We start from the raw sequence: 19,722 nt of genomic DNA on the forward strand, positions 1-19,722 counted from the left end.
AATACCCCATATCAACGAATCACGCCAGCCGCCAACCTCAGGACCCGCCCCGCCTTCACAAACTACGGTGAAAATGAGATTTATTTGAGTAACTTAGATTGAATATAATCATGGGCAAACTGAGAAAGCTGGCTTGCTTTAGACAATATCTTTCCTTCTTCCCATCCGGCAGCTGAGTACTCCTCGCCAAGTTCGATGATTCTCCTTTTATACGCATCTTGCTGCTCAAATGTTCTTTCCGGCCCTATTGCAACTGAAAACAATCGGACAGCGCCATAAAAGTTTTCACAAGTGCTTACAAATTCACCCAAAGAATTGGAAAGACGTTCGCCCCACAGTGCCCTCGCCTCAAGTAACAGCGTTAAAAGTTCCGCTCTCTCATTCATAGCTTTATCCATTCGAACTATACAACTGTCTGTAATAGTTCTTAGGAGATCAGGCGGAAGGCCTTCGAAACCAACAATGCAGTTATTCACACAAAACTGCATATCGGTGTACGCGGCCTGAATCGACTCTTTATGCTTCAGCACTGAAACCGCCAACTTACGGGCCAATTCATGGTCAGACTCTGCCTTAATCTGACTGCGCCAAGCATTGATACTGAAGGCCGCCAGAATTACGGCAATAACTGTTGCACCGGACGAGAGTATTTCAAATAGATCATGGACATTGCTTACGGTGTAAAAATCCGTCTTTAACCTAATGCTACCCCAGGTTACGCCTGCTAAAAATAGCAATGCGCACCACAACCAGATCGCCCAATCCTTTTTCAAAACGCTCTCCAGGTAATTTTATATTCCCGATTATGCCGAAGCCGGGCGCTACCGGCGAGGATCTCCTACGCACGTCATGTTTTGCAGTTACGGCAACGACTCCATCGCTCTGATCCAGTGGGCGCATGAGCGCGGTCTGAAGGATGTCATGTGCCTCTACTCCGACACCGGATGGTCTGCATCCTGGTGGGCAGACCGTGTAGCCAAGGGAGAGAAACTGGCCCATGGCTACGGATTCACAACGGCCCGCACCGAGTCAGTGGGAATGCTCGAACTGGTAAAGCGCAAACGCGGCTGGCCCGGTGCAGGTGGGCAGGGCCAATTCTGCACGGCGGAGCTAAAGGTACTTCCAGCTTTGGAATGGCTCGACTTTAACGACCCAGACAAAGAGGCAACAGCCATGACTGGCGTGCGCCGCAGCGAAAGCAGGCACCGTTCGGACGCGGAAGAGCATATTGTAGAATCAGAGCGGCATGGCGGCCGGGAACTATGGCAGCCCCTGGTGCGGCACGACGATGCTATGCGTGATGCCTTACTGCATCGGGCCGGCTTCGATGTGCTCCCTCACCGATCGCTTGAGTGCTACCCCTGCATCAACGCAAATATCGACGACATAAGGTTGCTCTCCGAAGACCGGATACGGCTGATTGACATAACAGAGAAAGACCTGGGCTTCACCAGAAAGGGAAAGCCCCGCGTGATGTTTCGTACTGCACGCCGCAAAGGTGCTGTCGGCATCCGCGCTGTCGTGCAATGGGCGGCAGCGCCCAGGCCGAGAGACCAGATGGAAATGTTTCCCGCTCAGTGCGACTCAGGCTACTGCGGCGGCTGAGCCAACTGCCAGCAGATATTCGACTACTCCGACACCCAGTTCGACATGTTCGCCGACCACGGCGAGGCCATTGATATCTTCCGTGTTGAATAGATCAAGACTTGAACACAGACACTAAACCGGTCACCGCACCGATTAAGCCAACAATAATGCCAAACCAGTAGCCAACGGCTTCGCGGCGGTGTTTTTCTTCATCTCTCACGGCTGCCCTGATAGAGCGAAGCCCTTTATCAGTCAAATACTTTGGCTGTTTTGGATCATTATCCCAATCAACAGTGCTATACATTTCATTGTCCGAAAGATCAGGCATTGGCACATTGAGAATGTCTGCTTTGTTTCTGAAGTACTCGGTCTGAATGAGCATCTTCCATTGGTAAACCTCGTCTTCACGACGAATGTAGTCATTGAATTCACCACTATCGAAGTCATTAGACAAATTCGGTGGGTAAATTTCCTCTAGCTTTCTTTCTGCTTTTGCATGCTTTCGCAGATCTTTCCTGTATTTCAAATAGTTCTGCCACATCCACATTCCATTGCCCCCACCTTATTTAGCCGGCGAGAAATATACCGGCAAGGACTCCCCATGCCTACAGAAAACAAACTCACCCTGAAGCAGCAACGCACCGAACAGGTGAACCAGGTGATCCGGATCATCGGCACTCACGGCCGGCGCTTCTTCTTCAACCAGGTCGCTGATCGCTACGCCAGCATGGAAGTGGATCAGCGCGGCAAGGTCTGGTTCATCGACGATTACAGCGCGCGACGGATCTTCACGCACAAAACAACTTGGGGTGGCAGGTGGCGAGGCTTCAGCCATGGCGGCACGCTTCGGTCGCTCGTTGAAGGGTTCCGGGATTACATCCGCACCGGGGAGCCAATGGACCCTGGTTAGCTCGGACCTGAGCGCTTCGACGACAGCAACATCTGGGGTTACGACGCCAAAGGCATGAAGGCAGTGCGGGAGCAGGCCGGCGCAATTCCGGTGTTTCGCCAGCCAGTCGCGGAGGCCGCATGAAGCGCATCTACCTCAGCGGGCCCATGACCGGCCTGCCCGGCCTCAACTTCCCGGCCTTCGCCGCAATGACCGATAACCTGCGCGCCGGCGGCCACACCGTCACCAATCCCGCCGAGGTCAACCCGGACGGCGGCACCTGGAACGACTGCATGCGCCGCGACATCGTCGCCCTGATGGACTGCGACACCGTGGCTACCCTGCCAGGCTGGGAGCATTCAAAGGGTGCCCGCCTGGAAGTCCTGATCGCCGAACGCTTCGGCATGACGGTTGTGAAAGCCCATGATCTGGTAACGAGGGAGGCGAACCATAGCGCCTGATCGGATTATTTAAGGCAGAGCATCCGAACTTTGGCTAGGTGCCTTGCTGCTGGTTATGGTTAGGATCAGAACTGTGCGATGAGAATCGCCATTGCGCGCTGCACCACAGACCAGGCGCCCCCCACTAACAACCTCATACGCTACTCTCAGAAGATCTTGAACTTAGCACATCAAGAACCTACGTACTTTGAGATGTTAACTTCTACATGCCCATCTACCGACCGATGAAACTCAACTTTAAAAGTCTGAACACCGTGAAGCCCAACAGAGTTCACATACCTTGCAGAAATATTGCAACAGAATGGCAGATCAGAACTATCAAATTCATAAATAAACCTAACATCACCATCACTCCTAAGCACTTGAGCATCCTTTAGCACTCTTGGCGCTCCTGACCTATTAACGCTCACGACCAGTTTCTGAGCATCAACCCCAATATTCCCAAGAGAAAAATCCCTATAAATTAAACCATTCCTAATTCCTCCTGACGGGGAATATAGCTGTAAGTTTGGCTCAACCATTAATTTAAATTGCATTTCCTGACGAAGTGATGCAGCGGCCTGACTCTCTAACTGCCGCTCTTGAAGCTTAACAATTTTCACCTGCTGCTGGACGTTCTGTGCCAACTCACTAGCCTGCCTAACTAGAGAGTCCGAACTTATTTTAAGTTCTCTGCCCTGCTGGAGATAGCCAAGCACCAGCCACAGGAAGGCAACCGGACCAAACACACCTGCAGAAAGGTCACCGAGCTCGTTAAGCTTTAGATTAACCAACTCATCAAACCTTGCCCCTATAATTAATATGGCTGCACCCACATACAAAGCAGTTAGATGGGCAGCCCACCATTCGAAACTTCTGCTATACCACCAATGCACTTGCTGTAACCAATAACTCCGGTAATGCGACATAGCTTTCATCCTTGGCAATTAAGCTGACCATTGTAACAAAACACCAACACCATGCGGCCCCCTCACAATTCAAAGCCGATATAGCGGCAAGGACAAAGTCATGCCTGAAATAAAGGAACGACCCATCCTATTCTCGGCGCCGATGGTGCGCGCCATCCTGGAAGGCCGGAAGACGGTCACGCGGCGCGAGGTTAAGAAAAAGGCGGCGCTGGATTGCTTGGCGGCCGGGTTTGAGCCGGCGTTTCTGGAATTGCCTGGCAATGCTGACCTCTGCCCATACGGCCAGACCGGCGACCGGTTGTGGGTGCGCGAGACGTGGTACTGCGATCACTTCGAAGTCATGCGCGGCCCCTACCTCAAACCGAATGACCTGGACATCGGTGAAGCGCTCGACGACGGGACGCTGGTCTACGCAGCCGACGGGCTCACCCCGTACGAAGCGGATCAGCCAATATGGAAACCTTCAATCCACATGCCCCGCTGGGCCAGCCGCATCCTTCTGGAAATCACCGACCTGCGCGTCGAGCGGCTGCAGGACATCAGCGAAGAGCAGGCCAAGGCCGAGGGCGTGCGGCTCTACCCCGATCATGCCGAACTCGGTGATTGGTGGCACGTCGAGGGGATCGAGACATACAGCGCTGATCCGCGCAAATCGTTCGAACTGCTCTGGTCATCCGTCGGCGGCAACTGGGAAGCCAACCCATGGGTCTGGGTGGTCGAGTTCAAGCAGGTGACGCCATGATCGCCACCCTCTGGTTCACCTACGTCTTCATCTACAAGGGGCCGAGGCCATGAACGATGCACCGAAAAGCATGGGCTTCATGAACCATGGCAAGACGAATTGCGGTCTTCTAGTGATGAGTCGGTGGGACGAACCTGATCGCGACGGAAACGCGAAAGACCTGCAGCGCTTCGTAAAAGATGTGAAGCGCACCGGCCTAAGCCACTCCTGCATTGAGCGCTTCGAGGGCGACCATTTCCCTGAATGGGTTGGTGAGTTGCGCTGCGACGATCCGCAATGTCAGTGCCGGCGATATCTCCGCACCCAGCAAGCCTAACCCCAATCCCCCTACATGCCTGCCGGTGAGCATCAAGGCTGTTTATTGCCCTTCGCCCATCCACACACCATCAATACCAAGCCGGTTATCCAGAGGGCAGGCGCAGTTATCGCGAGCCCGCAGACTGCCAATGGGAGCCCAGTCAAAAACAGCGGGTTTCTAAACGCCTTATCCATTTCGCGTCACCTTTAAGAATTCATTTCATTAAATCACAAGTGCCTGCCGGTGAGCGGCGGGCGAGGTATTCCTGTGTTCAAACAAATCGGAAAACTCATCACTGAACCGCTTCGCAAAGGCGACAAGAACCAGCCACTGCGCTGGCGTATGGGAATGCGGCTGAACCACGTCCACAACACTCTGCACTCCAAGCACCCGAAGCTCTGGAATTTCATCGTGATGACGGCCAGGGCCGTGATCTGCAAACCATTCGGCCATCACTGGACCAGGTTCGAAGCGGTGAAGTACGGCGATTTTGGTAACTCGCGGATCTGCAAACTCTGCCGCATTAGCCACGGGCAACACCGTGGTGTCGACACCTACCACGAAACCCATCGCCAGGGCGGCTGGAACAAGATCGCCAAACCCTAACCCACCTTCTGCCGCCCAGCGCGGCGCGGAGCATCCAATGTCAGCAGCGGAACAACTCAACGACGGTATCACGGGCGACAAGGTGCCCGAGGCGCAGATGGCCGAGCTCCTCGGTACCACCCTCGCCGCCCTGCGCTCAAAGCGCGCCCGCAACCAAATCCCCCTCGGCGTCTGGAACAAGCAAGGCAGCCGCGTCATGTACAGCATCCGGAGATACTACGAATGGCTCGAAAGCCAATGGGTTTGCCCGCAGGAATGGACCTCCACCACGGATCGATCCGCATCCGCTTTATGTGGAACGGCAGCCGGCGCAGTGAAACGCTCCCCTATCCCCCGACACAGAAAGGAATCAAGTCTGCCTCACAGGTTGTTGATCAAGTAAAAGGCCTGATTAAGCTGGGGCTGCTCGACGACGATAAGTACGCCGAGCTTTTCCCCAGTTCCAGCAACGTCGCTGGGGGGAAGATCAACTTCGGCGAGTATGCCCAGCTCTGGCTAGACAGTCGTGAGGTGGTCGGTGGAACGAAGGCGAACTACAAGGGCGCACTGAACCGGTACTGGATGCCCGGCCTGGCCCTGGTGCGAATCGACCTGATCACCACTACGCTGCTCCGCCGGGTGATGGCAGCCAGTGAGTGGAAGTCCCCCGGGGTAAAGCGCAACGCGATCTCAAAGCTGTCGACCATCCTGAACTCGGCAATGTCCGAAGAGCTTATCCCGAAGAACCCCGCGGCGATCCTGGAGTTACCCAAGCGCAGCAAGAAGGAAATTGACCCGTTCACTTTGGAAGAGGCAAACCTGATCATCGCCAAGATGTACGACCACGACCACTGGCCCAGCACGATCTATGCGGCATTTTTTGAGTTTGTGTTTTTTACAGGAATGCGCCTTTCCGAGGCCCTGGCAATGCGCTGGGATGCGGTAGACGAAGAGAAAAGGACGGCCCACGTCTGTCGTGGGATCGCCCTGGGGGAAGTGGTAGAGCGAACAAAAACGGGTGGAGACCGCTTTGTTTTGCTGAATGAACGCGCCATGCATGCGCTGAAATTCGCGAGGGAATACGCAGAGCGTCGGAAAAAAGGTAAAGGGAAGGTGTTGGAAACGCCTTTCATTTTCCCGCCGTCAAAGAACTCGGAGTACGTGAAACAGACATCTGACCTGCACAAGCAGTGGATTCCGACCCTGAAGGCTCTGAATATCCGTCGTCGCCCGCCATACAACTGTCGTCACACCTATGCGACAATATGCATTATGTCTGGCATGAACCCCGCCTTCATCTCCCAGCAGCTCGGCCATAGTGTGCAGATGCTGCTCTCGACTTATGCGCGTTGGATCAACTCAAGCTCGGACTGGAGCGAAATGCAAAAGCTCCAGATTGGTCCCAAATTGGTCCCAGTTCAAATAAGCGCACCCTAAGCTATTGATAGGTAAAGTAATTGATCTCCACAGCTAACATCACCATGCAGTTCGGCGCCAAGCCGCTCTTCGAGAACGTCTCGGTCAAGTTCGGCGCCGGCAACCGGTATGGTTTGATCGGTGCCAACGGTTGCGGCAAGTCGACCTTCATGAAAATCCTCGGCGGCGACCTCGATCCGTCGGGCGGCCAGGTCATGCTGGAGCCTAACGTTCGCCTGGGTAAATTGCGCCAGGACCAGTTCGCCTACGAAGAATTCACCGTGCTCGACACCGTGATCATGGGCCACGAGGAGCTGTGGAAGGTCAAGGCCGAGCGCGACCGTATCTACTCGCTGCCGGAAATGAGCGAAGACGACGGCATGGCCGTGGCCGAGCTGGAAACCGAGTTCGCCGAGATGGACGGCTACACCGCCGAATCCCGTGCCGGCGAGCTGCTGCTGGGCCTGGGCATTCCTCTGGAACAACACTTCGGCCCGATGAGCGAAGTGTCCCCTGGCTGGAAACTGCGTGTATTGCTGGCCCAGGCGCTGTTCTCCGATCCTGAAGTGCTGTTGCTCGACGAACCGACCAACCACTTGGACATCAACACCATCCGCTGGCTGGAAAACATCCTGACCCAGCGTAACAGCCTGATGATCATCATCTCTCACGACCGTCACTTCCTGAACAGCGTGTGCACCCACATGGCTGACCTGGACTACGGCGAGCTGCGCCTGTTCCCGGGCAACTACGACGAGTACATGACCGTGGCGACCCAGTCCCGCGAGCAGCTGCTGTCGGACAACGCCAAGAAGAAGGCGCAGATCTCTGAGCTGCAATCCTTCGTCAGCCGCTTCTCGGCCAACGCCTCGAAAGCCAAGCAAGCGACTTCCCGCGCCAAGGCGATCGACAAGATCCAACTCGCTGAGGTCAAGCCTTCGAGCCGGGTGAGCCCGTTCATCCGTTTCGATCAGAACAAGAAACTTCACCGCCAGGCTGTAATGGTCGAAAAAATGGCCAAGGGTTTCGACGGCAAGCCGCTGTTCAAGGATTTCAGCTTCCAGGTTGAAGCGGGAGAGCGCGTTGCGATCATCGGTCCGAACGGTATCGGCAAGACCACCCTGCTGCGCACCCTGGTCAACGAGTTGACCCCGGACGCAGGCTCCATCAAGTGGACAGACGCTGCAGAATTGGGCTACTACGCCCAGGATCACGCTCACGACTTCGAAGACGACGTGACGTTGTTCGACTGGATGGGTCAGTGGACTCAGGGCGAGCAGATGATTCGCGGCACTTTGGGCCGCATGCTGTTCTCCAACGACGAGATCCTCAAGTCGGTCAAGGTAATCTCCGGTGGTGAGCAAGGTCGCATGCTGTTCGGCAAGTTGATCCTGCAAAAGCCGAACGTGCTGATCATGGACGAACCGACCAACCACTTGGACATGGAATCCATCGAAGCGCTGAACCTGGCGCTGGAAAACTACCCGGGCACGCTGATCTTCGTCAGCCACGACCGTGAGTTCGTATCGTCCCTGGCCACCCGCATCATCGAGTTGAGCGCTGACGGCGTGATCGACTTCAGCGGTACTTATGACGACTACCTGCGTAGCCAAGGCGTCGTGTTCTAAATAACGCCCGCTGCACCCAAGAGCCCCGTCCACTGTGACGGGGCTTTTTGCATGTTGTGGCGAGCGGGCCTGTTCGTCAGACCAAGTAGTTAGGCTGCTTCCTTTTACCCCGGGCCCTTGCCATGATGCCCTCACCGCCCGCCCGCGAACGAGTGCCCATGTCTACCGCCACCCCCTCCTCCCTGTCGGTCACCCTGCAGATCGTCTCGATCGTCTTCTATACCTTCATTGCCTTCATCTGCATCGGCCTGCCGATTGCGGTAATCCCAGGCTACGTGCACGAACAATTGGGGTTCAGCGCGGTGGTGGCCGGGATCACTATCGGTTCGCAGTACCTGGCGACCCTGCTTAGCCGCCCCATGGCCGGGCGGATGTCGGACAGCGTTGGCACCAAACGAGCGATTGTGCTGGGGTTGGCGGGCATTCTCGTGAGCGGTGTGCTGACGTTCTTCGCGACGTTGCTGGAAAGTACGCCCAACGTAAGCCTGGGCATTCTGATCGTCGCCCGGCTGCTGCTGGGCGTGGCCCAAGGTCTGATCGGCGTGGGCACTATCAGTTGGTGCATGGGCCAGGTCGGCGCCGAGCATACGGCGCGGTCGATTTCCTGGAACGGCATTGCGTCCTACGGTGCCATCGCCATCGGTGCGCCGCTGGGGGTGGTGATGGTGGCCGAGTATGGCTACAACAGCCTGGGGATCGCCCTGACCGTACTCGCAGCGCTGGGCCTGATGCTGATCCGCAACAAACCGTCGGTGCCGGTGGTGCGCGGCGAGCGCTTGCCATTCTGGGCGGTGTTCGGGCGTATCGCGCCGTTTGGGGTCAGCTTGTGCCTGTCGTCGATTGGCTACGGCACGCTCACTACCTTTATCACCCTCTACTACCTCAATCGTGGCTGGCAAGGCGCGGCGTACTGCCTCACGGTATTTGGCGTGTGCTTTATCCTGTCGCGCCTGGTGTTTATCTCGGCGATCAGTCGTTTTGGCGGGTTCAGCGCCGCCATCGCCTGCATGCTTATCGAGACCCTCGGCCTCACCCTGTTGTGGCTGGCGCCCTCCACCGGTGTGGCGTTGATCGGCGCAGGACTGACGGGCTTTGGTCTGTCGCTGGTGTACCCGGCGCTGGGCGTGGAAGCCATCAAGCAAGTGCCCAACAGCAGCCGTGGCGCGGGCTTGAGTGCGTATGCGGTGTTTTTTGACTTGGCCCTGGCGATTGCCGGGCCGTTGATGGGCTTTGTGGCGCTGAACCTGGGGTACGGCTGGATCTTCTTCTGCGCGGCGTTGCTGTCGGTTACGGCGTTGGGCGTGACTTTACTGCTCAAGCGCCGCGCTTACTGATCAGCCGTCTGCAAACCCGCACGGGTGGACGTGCCAAGGGTACGAGTGAAAAAGCGCCCGGCTTCGGAAATCAGATCGCGGTGAATGCCTTCGCGGTCGACGCCATCGGCGTCAGTGCAGATCGCCGGCATGGCGGCCAGTTGGTCACTGTCGCACGGCGCCATGAACACGAAGTGCCCTGCCCCGGCCAGCAGCTTGAAATTCGGCGGCTCAGGTAATTTGCGCGCGAGTGCTGCGGCGTTCTTGTCCACGGCCACCAGCTTGTCGCCGTCGCCGCTGTAGAGCAGCACCGGCACATGCACGTCGGCCAAGGTGTGACGGCCGAACATCAGGCTCAACGGCGCCATTAGCATCAAGGCGTGGATGCGCGGGTCGGATTGGGGCTGTAAGTCGTCACGGTCCACCACCAACTCGCCTTTGGTGGTGCAGGCGTCGCGGTCTTCCGGGCGTTCCTGGCAATAGCGGCGCAGGCGATCGAAATCCGGCTTGGCGCCAGCCAGGATCAACGCGGTTTCGCCACCGGCGGAATAGCCGATCACCCCCACCTGGTTGATGTTGACGAACGGAGACAGCATCGGATCCGCCAGGGTGGCGGTGATCGCTTCGGATATCTGGATCGGCCGCCCGTACAGGTTGCTCAGCGTGCCCAGACGGCTATGGTCCTTGTAGTTGTCGCCAGGATGCAGCACCGCCACCACCACAAAGCCTTTGCGCGCCAGGGACGTGGCCAGGTCGTGCAGGGCCAGCGGCGTGCCGGTGTTGCCATGGGACAGCATCAGCATCGGGAAACGGCCGATGGCGATCTTGGAGTCTTCGGTGGCGGCGACGTGATAGGCACCCAGCTGCGTGGTGTGCTCAAGGCCGGTTGACGGATAGAACGCCACGGCTTTCATTGGTTGCAAGTCGAGCGGATCGAGAAACGTCATGCGATGAAAGCCGACGCTCCAATGGGGGTGCGGCGCAGGCGCGGCGTGCACTGAAATCAGGCCGCCCAGCAGGGAAAGAACCATAACAGCACAAAGACGCATCATGGGGATGTCCACCTTTGCTGCGTGAGAACCGACATGTCGAATGAAAAGTCCAGGGCATTGACCCCATGCCTGCACAAGCTGGGCCACATCAAAGAAGACAGCGGGAAAACGAAAAAACTCCGTACTCCGGTCGCGTTCAGGCGATCAGGCGATCAGGCGATCAGGCGATCAGGCGATCAGAATACAGAGTTTAGACACTCGGCTTCAGATTGAAACCGAGAGGAGGCGATATTTACTAAAGCCTTACGCGGCAGCGAACAATTGTTCGTTGATCAGTACGTTAGCGTCGCTCAGGGACTTGCTGCGCACTTCATCACCATAGGCCAGGCCTTCGGCCCGCACGATTTCGATGTTGGTGATGCCGAGGAAGCCGAACAGCAGTTTCAGGTAGCCTTCATGGGCAGCGCCCGACGCTTGACCGGCATGCAGGCCGCCGGCAGTAGAAACGATGATGACTTTCTTGTTGCCGCATAGGCCTTCCGGACCGGCTTCGGTGTAACGGAAAGTCTGACCAGCGACCGCGATACGGTCGATCCAGGCTTTCAGTTGGGTCGGGATAGTGAAGTTGTACATCGGCGCACCGACCACAATGGCGTCGGCAGCGAGGAATTCAGCCAGGGACGAAGCGCTCAGTTCAGCTTCGTGTTTTTGCGCAGCGTCGCGCAGTTCAGCGGCCGTGCCCAACGCACCCAGGGTGGCGCCGGAGAAGTGGTTGATGGCGTCGCTGGCCAGGTCGCGGTAAGTCACTTCCACACTCGGCTCAGCCGCTTGCCAGGCTTTAACCACACCAGCGCTGAGCTGACGGGAAGCCGAGTTGTCGCCGAGGATGCTGGAATCGATATGCAACAGTTTCATGATGGATCTCCGAGGTGGGATCGACTAGGGCGATCAGATGGCGGTGATGCTACGCATGAAACGAATAGTCGATAAGCCGCCTGTAATGCGATAGTTTGTCCCACTGACAGGACAATAGGCTCACCATGCAAGACCTCAACGACCTCTACTATTTTGCCAAAGTCGTCGAAGCCGGCGGTTTCGCAGCCGCCGGTCGGCTGCTGGGCATCCCCAAGTCACGGTTGTCGCGGCGCATTGCCGAGCTCGAAGAGCGCCTGGGCGCACGCCTGCTACAACGCACCACGCGCCAGTTGACCCTCACCGCCGTCGGCGAACGCTACCTGCGCCACTGCCAAGCGATGCTGCTGGAAGCCGAGATGGCCGATGAGGCCGTGGCCAGCATGTCCAGCGAACCCCGTGGACGTCTGCGGGTGACGTGCCCGGTGGGGCTGGCACAGAACATGATGCCGGACGTGGTCGCCGGGTTTCTGGCAGCACATCCTCAGGTGCAGTTGGAAATGACCTTGGTTAACCGCCGAGTCGACCTCGTGGCCGAAGGCATCGATGTGGCGCTGCGAGTGCGTGAGCAAGGCGATGAAGACCCGCTGCTGGTCACCAAGCGCCTGCGCCCGGCCCAGACCGTCCTGGTTGCCAGCCCGAACTTCGTGCATGGGCGATCTATCAGCACCCTTGATGACCTCAAGCAGCTGCCGATACTCGGCGCATTGGAGGCGGACCGGATGGTGCACCAGCGCATCCTCGATCCCCAGGGCACCCCCCACGACCTGATCATGGAAGCACGCCTGGGCGTTGATGACTTCAACGTGCGCAAGGCCAGCGCCATCATGGGCCTGGGCTTTACCGTGCTGCCAATGATGTACTGCGAGGAAGAATTGGCCAACGGCCACTTGGTGCAACTGCTGCCGGAATGGTCACTGCCCGGCGGTTGGTTGCAGGCCGTCTACCCACACCGGCGCGGTGTGCTGCCGGCCATTCGTGCCTGGATCGATTACCTGGAAGAAGGCTTTAAAAGCTGCGGAGACCGCCTGCTATGAAGATGACCGAAGCGCAAGTCGCCACCTTTTGCCTGAGCCTGCCCGGCGCGCGGGAGGACTACAAATGGGGCGGTGTGCGAGTGTTCTCGATTGCCGGCAACAAGATGTTCGCCCTGCAAAACCTGCGCGGCGACTCGTTGGCGTTCAAGGTCGACAAGGAACTGTTTCTCGGTCACGTGGACCGCCCCGGAATCCACCCCGCGCCATACCTGGCGCGTGCGCAGTGGATCATCATGAACACGCCCTACCCGCTGGGCGCCGAGGAACTGCGTGGCTTGTTGCAGCGCTCCCACCAACTGGTGGTGAGCAAGCTACCCAAGCGCACGCAGATTGGTTTGTTGCTAGAGGACTGACAGTAACGTGCCGCCAAGGAACAACTGGTCCAACCAGAACACTTGGTGCAACAGCACAATCACCCAGAACAGCACCTGGAAAGACACCTTGCGCGTCTTGTGCCGGAACACCTGCTGAGCAATCAACGCCCCGGGCCAACCGCCGGCCAACTCAACGGCGTGCAGGATGTTTTCCGGGGTGCGCCAGCTGTCGGTGCGCGCCTTGCGTTTATCACTCCAGTACAGGAAAAACGCGATCACGCTGACCACACCATAGGCCACCAGCGGGATCACGGTTTCGCCGCGCTGCCACACCAGCACCGACCCCAACAGCGGCGCGGCGCACAGCAGCACAAAGATCGCCGCCTTCAGGCGCGGGTGCTGGATGATCATGCCGTTGCCGCCGCCCAGTCGATCCAACCGAACTGCCAAGTCGCCAGGATCAGTAGGCCAAACCCGATGCGGTACCAGGCAAACGCCGCGTAGCTATGGCTGGCGATGAACTTGAGCAGGCCCTTGACCGCGATCATCGCGAAGATGAACGAGGTGATAAACCCAATGGCAAAGACCGGCAGGTCCGCTGGCTGGAACAGGTCGCGGTACTTGTAGCCCGAGAACACCGCAGCACCGACCATGGTCGGCATGGCGAGGAAGAACGAGAACTCGGTAGCAGTCTTGCGCGACAGGCCGAACAGCAGGCCGCCGATGATGGTCGAGCCGGAGCGCGAAGTGCCCGGGATCATCGCCAGGCACTGGGCAAAGCCTACCTTGAGTGCATCTTTCCAGGTGATGTCGTCGACGGTCTCGGCATGCACTTCATGCTCGCGGCGCTCGGCCCATAGCATGATGACGCCGCCCACCACCAGCGCTGTGGCGACAGTGATCGGGTTGAACAGGTAGTGGTGAATCAAGTCGGCGAAAATCACCCCAAGGACCACGGCCGGCAGGAACGCAATCAGCAGGTTGATCGTGAAACGCTGCGCATTGCGCTGGGTTGGCAAGCCGGTGACCACGTCGAGGATTTTGCGCCGAAACTCCCAGACCACCGCCAAAATGGCGCCGAGCTGAATAATGATGTTGAAGGCCATCGCACGTTCACCGCCGAAATCGAGCAAGTCGGCAACGATGATCTGGTGGCCGGTACTGGAGATCGGCAGGAACTCCGTCAAACCCTCCACTACGCCGAGAATCAATGCCTGAATGGCGGTCCAAAAATCCATGCTTCCCCCAAAGGTCATGCGCTATGGCACGCCTTGTTAGTCTTTTTTAATGGTTCACTGACGACGAGCGCGCTGAAGGCCCAGTGTTGATGATGATCAACACCAGTCTGCAAAAATTCTGTGAAAATCAGGCAGTACTCAGGTTTTTCGATTACGGGCCGAAAGCCTATCAGACAAGGCGTAAAAGTCGATGCGACGCCCACAATTATAAAAAGCCCGGAGTGACAGGACGATGAACAGTTTGCGCAATATGTCGATCAGCCGACGCCTATGGCTGATCCTGATAGTCGCCGTGCTGATGCTGCTGGCCCTGGGTTTGCTGATGCTCAAGCAGATCCATGACGACCTTTACCAAGCCAAACGCCAACAGACCCAACACGTGGTCCAGACCGCCAGCGGGATCTTGACGTTCTATCACGGCCTGGAAACCACCGGTGTGATGACCCGTGACGCCGCCCAGAAACAAGCCCTGAGCGCGGTGCGGGGGTTGCGTTACGACCATGACGACTATTTCTGGATCAACGACCTCACGCCCGTGATGATCATGCACCCGGCCAACCCCAAGCTCGATGGCCAGAACCTTTCGGCTATCCGCGATCCCGATGGGTTTGCCGTGTTCAACGAGTTCGTCAGCCTGGCAAAAGCCAAGGGCGCCGGGATCGTCAACTATCGCTGGCCCAAGCCCGGCGCACAGGCCCCCGTGGCCAAGACTTCCTATATCCAGCTGTTCGAACCCTGGGGCTGGATTATCGGCTCCGGCGTCTATGTGGACGACGTGCAGGCCGAGTTCAGCGGCCAAGTGTGGAAAGCCTCCATGATCGGCCTGGGCATTGCGCTGGTGATGGGTCTGCTGGTGTCGCTGATTGCGCGCAGCATCGTGCGCCCGTTGCAGGCGGCGGTGAATGCCATGGGCAATATCGCCAGCGGTGAAAGCGACCTGACCCGCAGCCTCGACACCCACGGCCGTGACGAAATCACCCAACTGTCCCAGCACTTCAACAGTTTCACCGCCAAGCTGCGTCAGGTGGTAAGCCAGTTGCAGGTGTGCGCGAACGCCTTGGGTCAGTCCTCTACCGACCTGGGCAACAACGCCAGCTCGGCCCATGACCGCAGCCAGCAGCAGTCGCAGCAGATGGAACTGGTGGCCACTGCCATCAACGAAGTCACCTACGGCGTGCAGGACGTGGCCAAGAACGCGGAACATGCCGCAAGCGAAATGCGCGATGCCCAGGCCCAGGCGCACCAAGGCCAGGTCAATATCGACAGCAGCCTGCAACAGATCGACCAACTCTCCAGCACCATCAGCCAGGCGGTGGAAGTGATCCGCACGCTGTCCAGCGAAAGCACCCAGATCGGTGGCGTGCTGGAAGTGATCCGCTCCATCGCCGACCAAACCAACCTGCTGGCCCTGAACGCTGCCATCGAAGCAGCTCGCGCCGGGGAGCAAGGCCGAGGGTTTGCGGTGGTGGCCGACGAAGTGCGCCTGCTCGCCCAACGCACGCAAAAGTCCACCGCCGAAATCCAGGTGATGATCGAGCGCCTGCAAGGACACTCGGAAGCGGCGGTCAAGGTGATCAGCGACAGCCACAGCGCCTCCCAACTGACCATTGAGCAGGCAGGTCAGGCCGGTGCCAGCCTCACTGCGATTGGGCAGGCCTTGCACAACCTCAACGGCCTGAACGCGTCCATCGCCAGTGCCACCCTGCAACAGGCCCATGTGGTGGAAGACATCAACCAGAACGTCACCCAGGCGGCGGGCTTGTCCCACAGCACGGCACTGGCAGCGGAACAGTCCAGTGTGGCCAGCGCGCATTTGCGCGGGTTGAGCGAGCAGCTCGACGGCCTCTTGCGCCAGTTCAAGGTCTAACACTGCTCCAAATGTAAGGGGGGCTTGCCCCCGATGGAGATATATCAGTCTGCATAGGTGCAACTGACCTCTCGCTATCGGGGGCAAGCCCCCTCCTACATTTGCCCTACTGTGTTTTGAAGATTGCTGGCCTGTGGTTACAATCCCCGCCCTCTCCCACTCCCCCAAGGAACCGCCATGTCCGGGCTTGAACTGTTCGCCGCTGCCCTGGGGGTGATCGCTGTCTGGCTGACGGTCAAGCAAAACCCATGGTGCTGGCCCATCGGGCTGGTGATGGTGTTGCTGTACACCTGGGTGTTCTACGACGTGAAACTCTATTCCGACATGCTGCTGCAGGTGGTCTACGCCGCGCTGCAAGTCTATGGCTGGTGGCAGTGGACCCGCGCGGGCGAGGTCAAGCAAGGCCGCCAGGTCACGAGCCTGGGGGTGCCGGCAATCATGACCAGCCTCGCGATCGGCGCGGTGGGCAGCCTGCTGCTCGGTGCCGCCATGGCCCACTGGACCGATGCTGCGCAACCCTGGCTCGACGCGGCCCTCACCGGCTTCAGCCTGGTGGCGCAAATGTGGATGGCGCAGAAACGCGTGCAATGCTGGCCGTTGTGGATTGCCGTGGATGTGATCTTCGTCGGGCTGTTCCTCTATAAAGGCCTGTACCTCACCGCCGGGCTCTATGCCTTGTTCACCGTGATCGCCGTGCAGGGCTGGCGTGAATGGCGCGCCGATCCGGCGTTGCGCACATGAAAGTAGTGGTTTTGGCGGGGCCTGAATCCAGCGGCAAAAGCTGGCTCGCAGCGCAGTTGCACGCGCACTTTGGTGGGTTGATGGTCGGCGAGTATGTGCGCTATTTCATTGATCACCATCAGCGCGATACCTGCCTGGCGGATATCCCGGCCATCGCCCACGGCCAACTGGCCTGGGAAGACGCGGCCCGCGCCGAACAACCTCGCCTGCTGGTTCTCGACACCCATCTGCTGACCAACAAGCTGTGGAGCCAGACCCTGTTCGGCGACTACCCGGCGTGGCTCGACGATGAGTTGTTGGCACGTCATTACGACCTGCACCTGTTGCTCTCCCCCGAAGATGTGGAGTGGACGGCCGATGGCCAACGCTGCCAGCCGGAACTGGAGGATCGTCGCGCGTTTTTCCAGCAAAGCCTGGACTGGATGCATCAGCATCAACAGCCGGTGGTGGTGATTCGCGGGAATTGGGAGGAACGCTGCAAAGCCGCGTTTGCTGCGGTAAAACAGCTGTTGCAGTGAGCGAGCTTGTCGAATCGTCGCATCGCCTGAACCGGGTGGCGAAGCCGCCCAAAAACAAACACCGCGATCTGCCTGGCAGACCGCGGTGTTTTTTATTGGGAACCGAGGCGTTTAGTAGCCCAGGGAAAGCCCAGTATTACGACGCGGGTCGTTAGCCCCGTAGAAGCGATTGTTACCCACCGGCTTGCCACCCAGGGACGGCGCACCTACCAAGATCGCCGCCAAGTGGTTGGCATCCTGCGGCCCTGCAAACTTATGGCCCCAGCTTTCCAGAAGCTTCTGGGTATCCGGGCTGACCGCGAAGGTCTCAAGGTTGGTGGTTTCCGGCATCCACTGCTGGTGGAAACGCGGCGCATCCACGGCTTCCTGGATGTTCATCTTGTAGTCGATCACGTTCAAAATGGTCAGCAGGGTCGCGGTGATGATGCGGCTGCCACCCGGCGTGCCCACCACCATGACGGCCTTGCCATCCTTGGTCACGATGGTTGGGCTCATCGACGACAACGGCGCCTTGCCCGGGGCGATGGCGTTGGCTTCACCCTGCACCAGCCCGTACATGTTCGGCACGCCGACCTTGACGGTGAAGTCGTCCATTTCATCGTTGAGAATCACCCCGGTCTTGCTCGCCATCACGCCCGCGCCGAACCAGTCGTTGAGGGTGTAAGTGACGGACACCGCATTGCCCCATTTGTCGACGATGGAGTAGTGGGTGGTGTTATTGCCTTCATGGGGCGAGACACCCGGTTTGATCGCCTGGGAATCACCGGCCTTTTGCGGCTCGATAGCATCACGCAGCTTGGCGGCGTAGTTTTTATCCAGCAGATGCTCGATCGGGTTCTTCACGAAATCCGGGTCGCCGAGGTAGCTGTTGCGGTCCACATAGGCGTGGCGCATGGCTTCGATCTGGTAGTGCAGGCCTTGGGCCGAGTGATAGCCCAGGTCGGCCATCGGGTAGCCTTCGAGGATATTCATGATCTGGCAGATCACTACACCGCCCGAGCTCGGCGGCGGCGCGGAAACGACGTGGTAACCCCGGTAGTCGCACTCGATGGGCGCCAGTTCGCGGGTCTTGTACTTGTCGAGGTCGGCCTGGGTGATGATGCCTTTGCCTGCCTGGCTGGAATCTACCAGGGCCTTGGCGACCCAACCTTTATAGAAACCGTCCGAACCTTTGGCGGAGATTTCCTTCAGGGTCTTGGCCAGGTCTTTCTGCACCAGTTTCTGTCCGACCTGCATCGGCTGGCCGTTGTGCAGGAAGATGGCGCGCAGGTCCTTGTCTTTTTCGAATTCGCCGGTTGCGGTGTGCAGCAGGTCGATGTCGCCTTGTTCCAGGGCGAAACCGTTTTCTGCCAGCTTGATCGCCGGGGCAATCACCTGGGCGCGCTTGAGGGTGCCGTACTTGCTCAAGGCCAGTTCCATACCCGACACGGTCCCCGGCACGCCGACAGCCAGGTGACCCTTGGCGCTGAGGCCTTCGATGACGTTGCCGTCCTTGTCCAGGTACATATTGGCAGTAGCCGCCAGCGGGGCTTTTTCGCGGAAGTCGAGGAAGGTCTTGCGCCCGTCCGCCAGTTGCACGGTCATGAAACCGCCGCCGCCCAGGTTGCCCGCCGCCGGGTACACCACCGCCAGCGCATAGCCTACGGCCACGGCCGCATCCACCGCGTTGCCCCCGGCCTTGAGCACATCCACGCCCACATGAGTTGCCAAATGCTGAGCCGTCACCACCATGCCATTTTCACCGGCCACCGGTGCTTGGGAAGCAGCTTGTACACCACTGACCGTCAACACCAGGGCAGTGGCAATCAAGGTACGGCTGAAGGGTTGGTATTTCATCCATGGCTACTCGGGTTGTTGAGACGCACCAAAATAGCTCGTCGGCAATTTAATCCCCAGCGCAATGGCGTTTTTATTACAGAACTTGTCGGTCATAGAACGGACCGAAAAAAGCCAATCTTCAGCTGACCCACTGCAATCGTGGGACAAGCCCCCCTCCCACACTTTTTTAACCGCGTTTAATCAGTGAGTGCCGGGGTTGGCTCGCAGAGTTGCGGTGGTGCACACCAATATCCGCTACCATCCCGGCCACTTCGTCGAGGGCGGGATCTAGGTCAAGAAGGCCTCGGTGATGAAAGACATGGTCGAAGGCAACCCATTGGCAGCGTTCTGCGCCGAGGTGTTGCCTCTGGCGCATGAAGCGGTGATTACCAAGCAGTACGCCAGCGCGCAGCTCGCGCCTACAACAACTGCCGACTGTATAAAAACCATAAGTCACC

22 protein-coding genes and 1 pseudogene are annotated in these 19,722 nt (G+C 58.3%); 15 read left to right on the forward strand and 8 right to left on the reverse strand.

Annotated elements, in window-relative coordinates:
* Nucleotides 1-80: 80 nt before the first annotated feature.
* A complete protein-coding gene (locus tag CKW32_RS11485) occupies nucleotides 81-773 on the reverse strand; it encodes a hypothetical protein (protein ID WP_095184973.1) in 693 nt (230 codons plus the stop codon).
* 76 nt (nucleotides 774-849) lie between these two features.
* On the opposite strand from CKW32_RS11485, the gene CKW32_RS11490 reads away from it, so the two are divergent.
* Nucleotides 850-1,605, forward strand: a complete 756-nt coding sequence (locus tag CKW32_RS11490) for a phosphoadenosine phosphosulfate reductase (protein ID WP_095184974.1) — start codon at nucleotides 850-852, stop codon at nucleotides 1,603-1,605.
* A 94-nt stretch (nucleotides 1,606-1,699) separates the two neighbouring features.
* Here the strand turns inward: CKW32_RS11490 and CKW32_RS11495 are convergent, their stop codons facing one another.
* Nucleotides 1,700-2,128 (reverse strand): hypothetical protein, encoded by a 429-nt coding sequence (locus CKW32_RS11495; protein WP_095184975.1) that lies wholly within the window; start codon nucleotides 2,126-2,128, stop codon nucleotides 1,700-1,702.
* Nucleotides 2,129-2,188: 60 nt separating this feature from the next.
* Between CKW32_RS11495 and CKW32_RS11500 the strand changes: the two genes are divergently transcribed.
* Complete coding sequence (locus tag CKW32_RS11500; RefSeq protein ID WP_256585308.1) at nucleotides 2,189-2,497, forward strand: hypothetical protein; 309 nt, start codon at nucleotides 2,189-2,191, stop codon at nucleotides 2,495-2,497.
* A gap of 119 nt (nucleotides 2,498-2,616) precedes the next feature.
* Nucleotides 2,617-2,937: a DUF4406 domain-containing protein gene (locus CKW32_RS11505; RefSeq protein ID WP_095184976.1), complete on the forward strand. Its 321-nt coding sequence runs from the start codon at nucleotides 2,617-2,619 to the stop codon at nucleotides 2,935-2,937.
* A gap of 170 nt (nucleotides 2,938-3,107) precedes the next feature.
* Here CKW32_RS11505 and CKW32_RS11510 read toward each other — a convergent pair whose 3' ends face one another.
* On the reverse strand, nucleotides 3,108-3,845 hold the full coding sequence (locus CKW32_RS11510; protein WP_095184977.1) for a hypothetical protein: 738 nt from the start codon (nucleotides 3,843-3,845) through the stop codon (nucleotides 3,108-3,110).
* 100 nt (nucleotides 3,846-3,945) lie between these two features.
* Here CKW32_RS11510 and CKW32_RS11515 point away from each other — a divergent pair, with 100 nt between their 5' ends.
* The 6 genes from CKW32_RS11515 to CKW32_RS11540 all read left to right on the forward strand — a co-directional run bounded on the left by CKW32_RS11515 (nucleotide 3,946) and on the right by CKW32_RS11540 (nucleotide 9,848).
* Nucleotides 3,946-4,587, forward strand: coding sequence for a hypothetical protein (locus CKW32_RS11515; protein ID WP_095184978.1), 642 nt, complete (start codon nucleotides 3,946-3,948; stop codon nucleotides 4,585-4,587).
* A 49-nt stretch (nucleotides 4,588-4,636) separates the two neighbouring features.
* Nucleotides 4,637-4,903 (forward strand): hypothetical protein, encoded by a 267-nt coding sequence (locus tag CKW32_RS11520; RefSeq protein WP_095184979.1) that lies wholly within the window; start codon nucleotides 4,637-4,639, stop codon nucleotides 4,901-4,903.
* A 249-nt stretch (nucleotides 4,904-5,152) separates the two neighbouring features.
* The gene (locus CKW32_RS11525) at nucleotides 5,153-5,491 is read left to right on the forward strand and encodes a hypothetical protein (protein WP_095184980.1); all 339 of its coding nucleotides are present in this window, start codon (nucleotides 5,153-5,155) and stop codon (nucleotides 5,489-5,491) included.
* Between the two features lie 222 nt (nucleotides 5,492-5,713).
* Nucleotides 5,714-6,907: a tyrosine-type recombinase/integrase gene (locus CKW32_RS11530; protein WP_032891145.1), complete on the forward strand. Its 1,194-nt coding sequence runs from the start codon at nucleotides 5,714-5,716 to the stop codon at nucleotides 6,905-6,907.
* Between the two features lie 20 nt (nucleotides 6,908-6,927).
* Nucleotides 6,928-8,514, forward strand: a complete 1,587-nt coding sequence (locus CKW32_RS11535) for an ABC-F family ATPase (protein ID WP_081797888.1) — start codon at nucleotides 6,928-6,930, stop codon at nucleotides 8,512-8,514.
* Nucleotides 8,515-8,672: 158 nt separating this feature from the next.
* A complete protein-coding gene (locus CKW32_RS11540; RefSeq protein ID WP_095184981.1) occupies nucleotides 8,673-9,848 on the forward strand; it encodes an MFS transporter in 1,176 nt (391 codons plus the stop codon).
* On the opposite strand, the gene CKW32_RS11545 is transcribed toward CKW32_RS11540, so the two are convergent.
* Nucleotides 9,842-10,879, reverse strand: a complete 1,038-nt coding sequence (locus CKW32_RS11545) for a dienelactone hydrolase (protein WP_032891141.1) — start codon at nucleotides 10,877-10,879, stop codon at nucleotides 9,842-9,844. The genes CKW32_RS11540 and CKW32_RS11545 overlap by 7 nt on opposite strands.
* 243 nt (nucleotides 10,880-11,122) lie before the next feature.
* Nucleotides 11,123-11,734 (reverse strand): FMN-dependent NADH-azoreductase, encoded by a 612-nt coding sequence (locus CKW32_RS11550; RefSeq protein WP_032891140.1) that lies wholly within the window; start codon nucleotides 11,732-11,734, stop codon nucleotides 11,123-11,125.
* A 125-nt stretch (nucleotides 11,735-11,859) separates the two neighbouring features.
* Here CKW32_RS11550 and CKW32_RS11555 point away from each other — a divergent pair, with 125 nt between their 5' ends.
* Together CKW32_RS11555 and CKW32_RS11560 are read left to right on the forward strand one after the other, a co-directional pair.
* Nucleotides 11,860-12,768 carry a LysR substrate-binding domain-containing protein gene (locus CKW32_RS11555; protein ID WP_095184982.1) on the forward strand — a complete coding sequence of 303 codons (909 nt, stop codon included), beginning with the start codon at nucleotides 11,860-11,862 and terminating at the stop codon, nucleotides 12,766-12,768.
* Entirely contained in the window at nucleotides 12,765-13,121 is a 357-nt protein-coding gene (locus CKW32_RS11560; RefSeq protein ID WP_012723994.1) for an MmcQ/YjbR family DNA-binding protein, read from the forward strand. The genes CKW32_RS11555 and CKW32_RS11560 overlap by 4 nt, the downstream gene beginning before the upstream one ends.
* Here CKW32_RS11560 and CKW32_RS11565 read toward each other — a convergent pair.
* Together CKW32_RS11565 and CKW32_RS11570 are read right to left on the reverse strand one after the other, a co-directional pair.
* On the reverse strand, nucleotides 13,110-13,493 hold the full coding sequence (locus CKW32_RS11565; RefSeq protein WP_032891498.1) for a DUF1294 domain-containing protein: 384 nt from the start codon (nucleotides 13,491-13,493) through the stop codon (nucleotides 13,110-13,112). The two genes, CKW32_RS11560 and CKW32_RS11565, sit on opposite strands and share 12 nt — an antisense overlap.
* On the reverse strand, nucleotides 13,490-14,320 hold the full coding sequence (locus tag CKW32_RS11570; protein WP_095184983.1) for an undecaprenyl-diphosphate phosphatase: 831 nt from the start codon (nucleotides 14,318-14,320) through the stop codon (nucleotides 13,490-13,492). Before CKW32_RS11570 ends, CKW32_RS11565 begins: the two co-directional genes overlap by 4 nt.
* 232 nt (nucleotides 14,321-14,552) lie before the next feature.
* On the opposite strand from CKW32_RS11570, the gene CKW32_RS11575 reads away from it, so the two are divergent.
* The 3 genes from CKW32_RS11575 to CKW32_RS11585 all read left to right on the forward strand — a co-directional run bounded on the left by CKW32_RS11575 (nucleotide 14,553) and on the right by CKW32_RS11585 (nucleotide 17,446).
* Nucleotides 14,553-16,187 carry a methyl-accepting chemotaxis protein gene (locus tag CKW32_RS11575; RefSeq protein WP_095184984.1) on the forward strand — a complete coding sequence of 545 codons (1,635 nt, stop codon included), beginning with the start codon at nucleotides 14,553-14,555 and terminating at the stop codon, nucleotides 16,185-16,187.
* A 177-nt stretch (nucleotides 16,188-16,364) separates the two neighbouring features.
* Entirely contained in the window at nucleotides 16,365-16,928 is a 564-nt protein-coding gene (pnuC, locus tag CKW32_RS11580; RefSeq protein ID WP_032891136.1) for a nicotinamide riboside transporter PnuC, read from the forward strand.
* Nucleotides 16,925-17,446: an AAA family ATPase gene (locus tag CKW32_RS11585; protein ID WP_032891135.1), complete on the forward strand. Its 522-nt coding sequence runs from the start codon at nucleotides 16,925-16,927 to the stop codon at nucleotides 17,444-17,446. The genes pnuC and CKW32_RS11585 overlap by 4 nt, the downstream gene beginning before the upstream one ends.
* A gap of 111 nt (nucleotides 17,447-17,557) precedes the next feature.
* Here the strand turns inward: CKW32_RS11585 and ggt are convergent, their stop codons facing one another.
* Entirely contained in the window at nucleotides 17,558-19,282 is a 1,725-nt protein-coding gene (gene ggt, locus CKW32_RS11590) for a gamma-glutamyltransferase (RefSeq protein ID WP_032891134.1), read from the reverse strand.
* 217 nt (nucleotides 19,283-19,499) lie between these two features.
* Between ggt and CKW32_RS28400 the strand changes: the two are divergent.
* A pseudogene (locus tag CKW32_RS28400) lies at nucleotides 19,500-19,715 on the forward strand (isochorismatase); the annotation flags it as partial.
* Nucleotides 19,716-19,722: the final 7 nt, after the last annotated feature.

Source organism: Pseudomonas sp. Irchel 3H9 (assembly GCF_900187495.1).
GTDB lineage: Bacteria > Pseudomonadota > Gammaproteobacteria > Pseudomonadales > Pseudomonadaceae > Aquipseudomonas > Aquipseudomonas sivasensis.

Coding starts and splice junctions, on each gene's coding strand:
- CKW32_RS11570 (WP_095184983.1), bottom strand. CDS start 14,320: ATGGATTTTTGGACCGCCATTCAGGCATTGATTCTCGGCGTAGTGGAG.
- CKW32_RS11530 (WP_032891145.1), top strand. CDS start 5,714: ATGGCTCGAAAGCCAATGGGTTTGCCCGCAGGAATGGACCTCCACCAC.
- CKW32_RS11550 (WP_032891140.1), bottom strand. CDS start 11,734: ATGAAACTGTTGCATATCGATTCCAGCATCCTCGGCGACAACTCGGCT.
- CKW32_RS11490 (WP_095184974.1), top strand. CDS start 850: ATGTTTTGCAGTTACGGCAACGACTCCATCGCTCTGATCCAGTGGGCG.
- pnuC (WP_032891136.1), top strand. CDS start 16,365: ATGTCCGGGCTTGAACTGTTCGCCGCTGCCCTGGGGGTGATCGCTGTC.
- CKW32_RS11540 (WP_095184981.1), top strand. CDS start 8,673: ATGTCTACCGCCACCCCCTCCTCCCTGTCGGTCACCCTGCAGATCGTC.
- CKW32_RS11585 (WP_032891135.1), top strand. CDS start 16,925: ATGAAAGTAGTGGTTTTGGCGGGGCCTGAATCCAGCGGCAAAAGCTGG.
- CKW32_RS11555 (WP_095184982.1), top strand. CDS start 11,860: ATGCAAGACCTCAACGACCTCTACTATTTTGCCAAAGTCGTCGAAGCC.
- CKW32_RS11505 (WP_095184976.1), top strand. CDS start 2,617: ATGAAGCGCATCTACCTCAGCGGGCCCATGACCGGCCTGCCCGGCCTC.
- CKW32_RS11515 (WP_095184978.1), top strand. CDS start 3,946: ATGCCTGAAATAAAGGAACGACCCATCCTATTCTCGGCGCCGATGGTG.
- CKW32_RS11500 (WP_256585308.1), top strand. CDS start 2,189: ATGCCTACAGAAAACAAACTCACCCTGAAGCAGCAACGCACCGAACAG.
- CKW32_RS11560 (WP_012723994.1), top strand. CDS start 12,765: ATGAAGATGACCGAAGCGCAAGTCGCCACCTTTTGCCTGAGCCTGCCC.
- CKW32_RS11520 (WP_095184979.1), top strand. CDS start 4,637: ATGAACGATGCACCGAAAAGCATGGGCTTCATGAACCATGGCAAGACG.
- CKW32_RS11510 (WP_095184977.1), bottom strand. CDS start 3,845: ATGTCGCATTACCGGAGTTATTGGTTACAGCAAGTGCATTGGTGGTAT.
- ggt (WP_032891134.1), bottom strand. CDS start 19,282: ATGAAATACCAACCCTTCAGCCGTACCTTGATTGCCACTGCCCTGGTG.
- CKW32_RS11575 (WP_095184984.1), top strand. CDS start 14,553: ATGAACAGTTTGCGCAATATGTCGATCAGCCGACGCCTATGGCTGATC.
- CKW32_RS11545 (WP_032891141.1), bottom strand. CDS start 10,879: ATGATGCGTCTTTGTGCTGTTATGGTTCTTTCCCTGCTGGGCGGCCTG.
- CKW32_RS11565 (WP_032891498.1), bottom strand. CDS start 13,493: ATGATCATCCAGCACCCGCGCCTGAAGGCGGCGATCTTTGTGCTGCTG.
- CKW32_RS11495 (WP_095184975.1), bottom strand. CDS start 2,128: ATGTGGCAGAACTATTTGAAATACAGGAAAGATCTGCGAAAGCATGCA.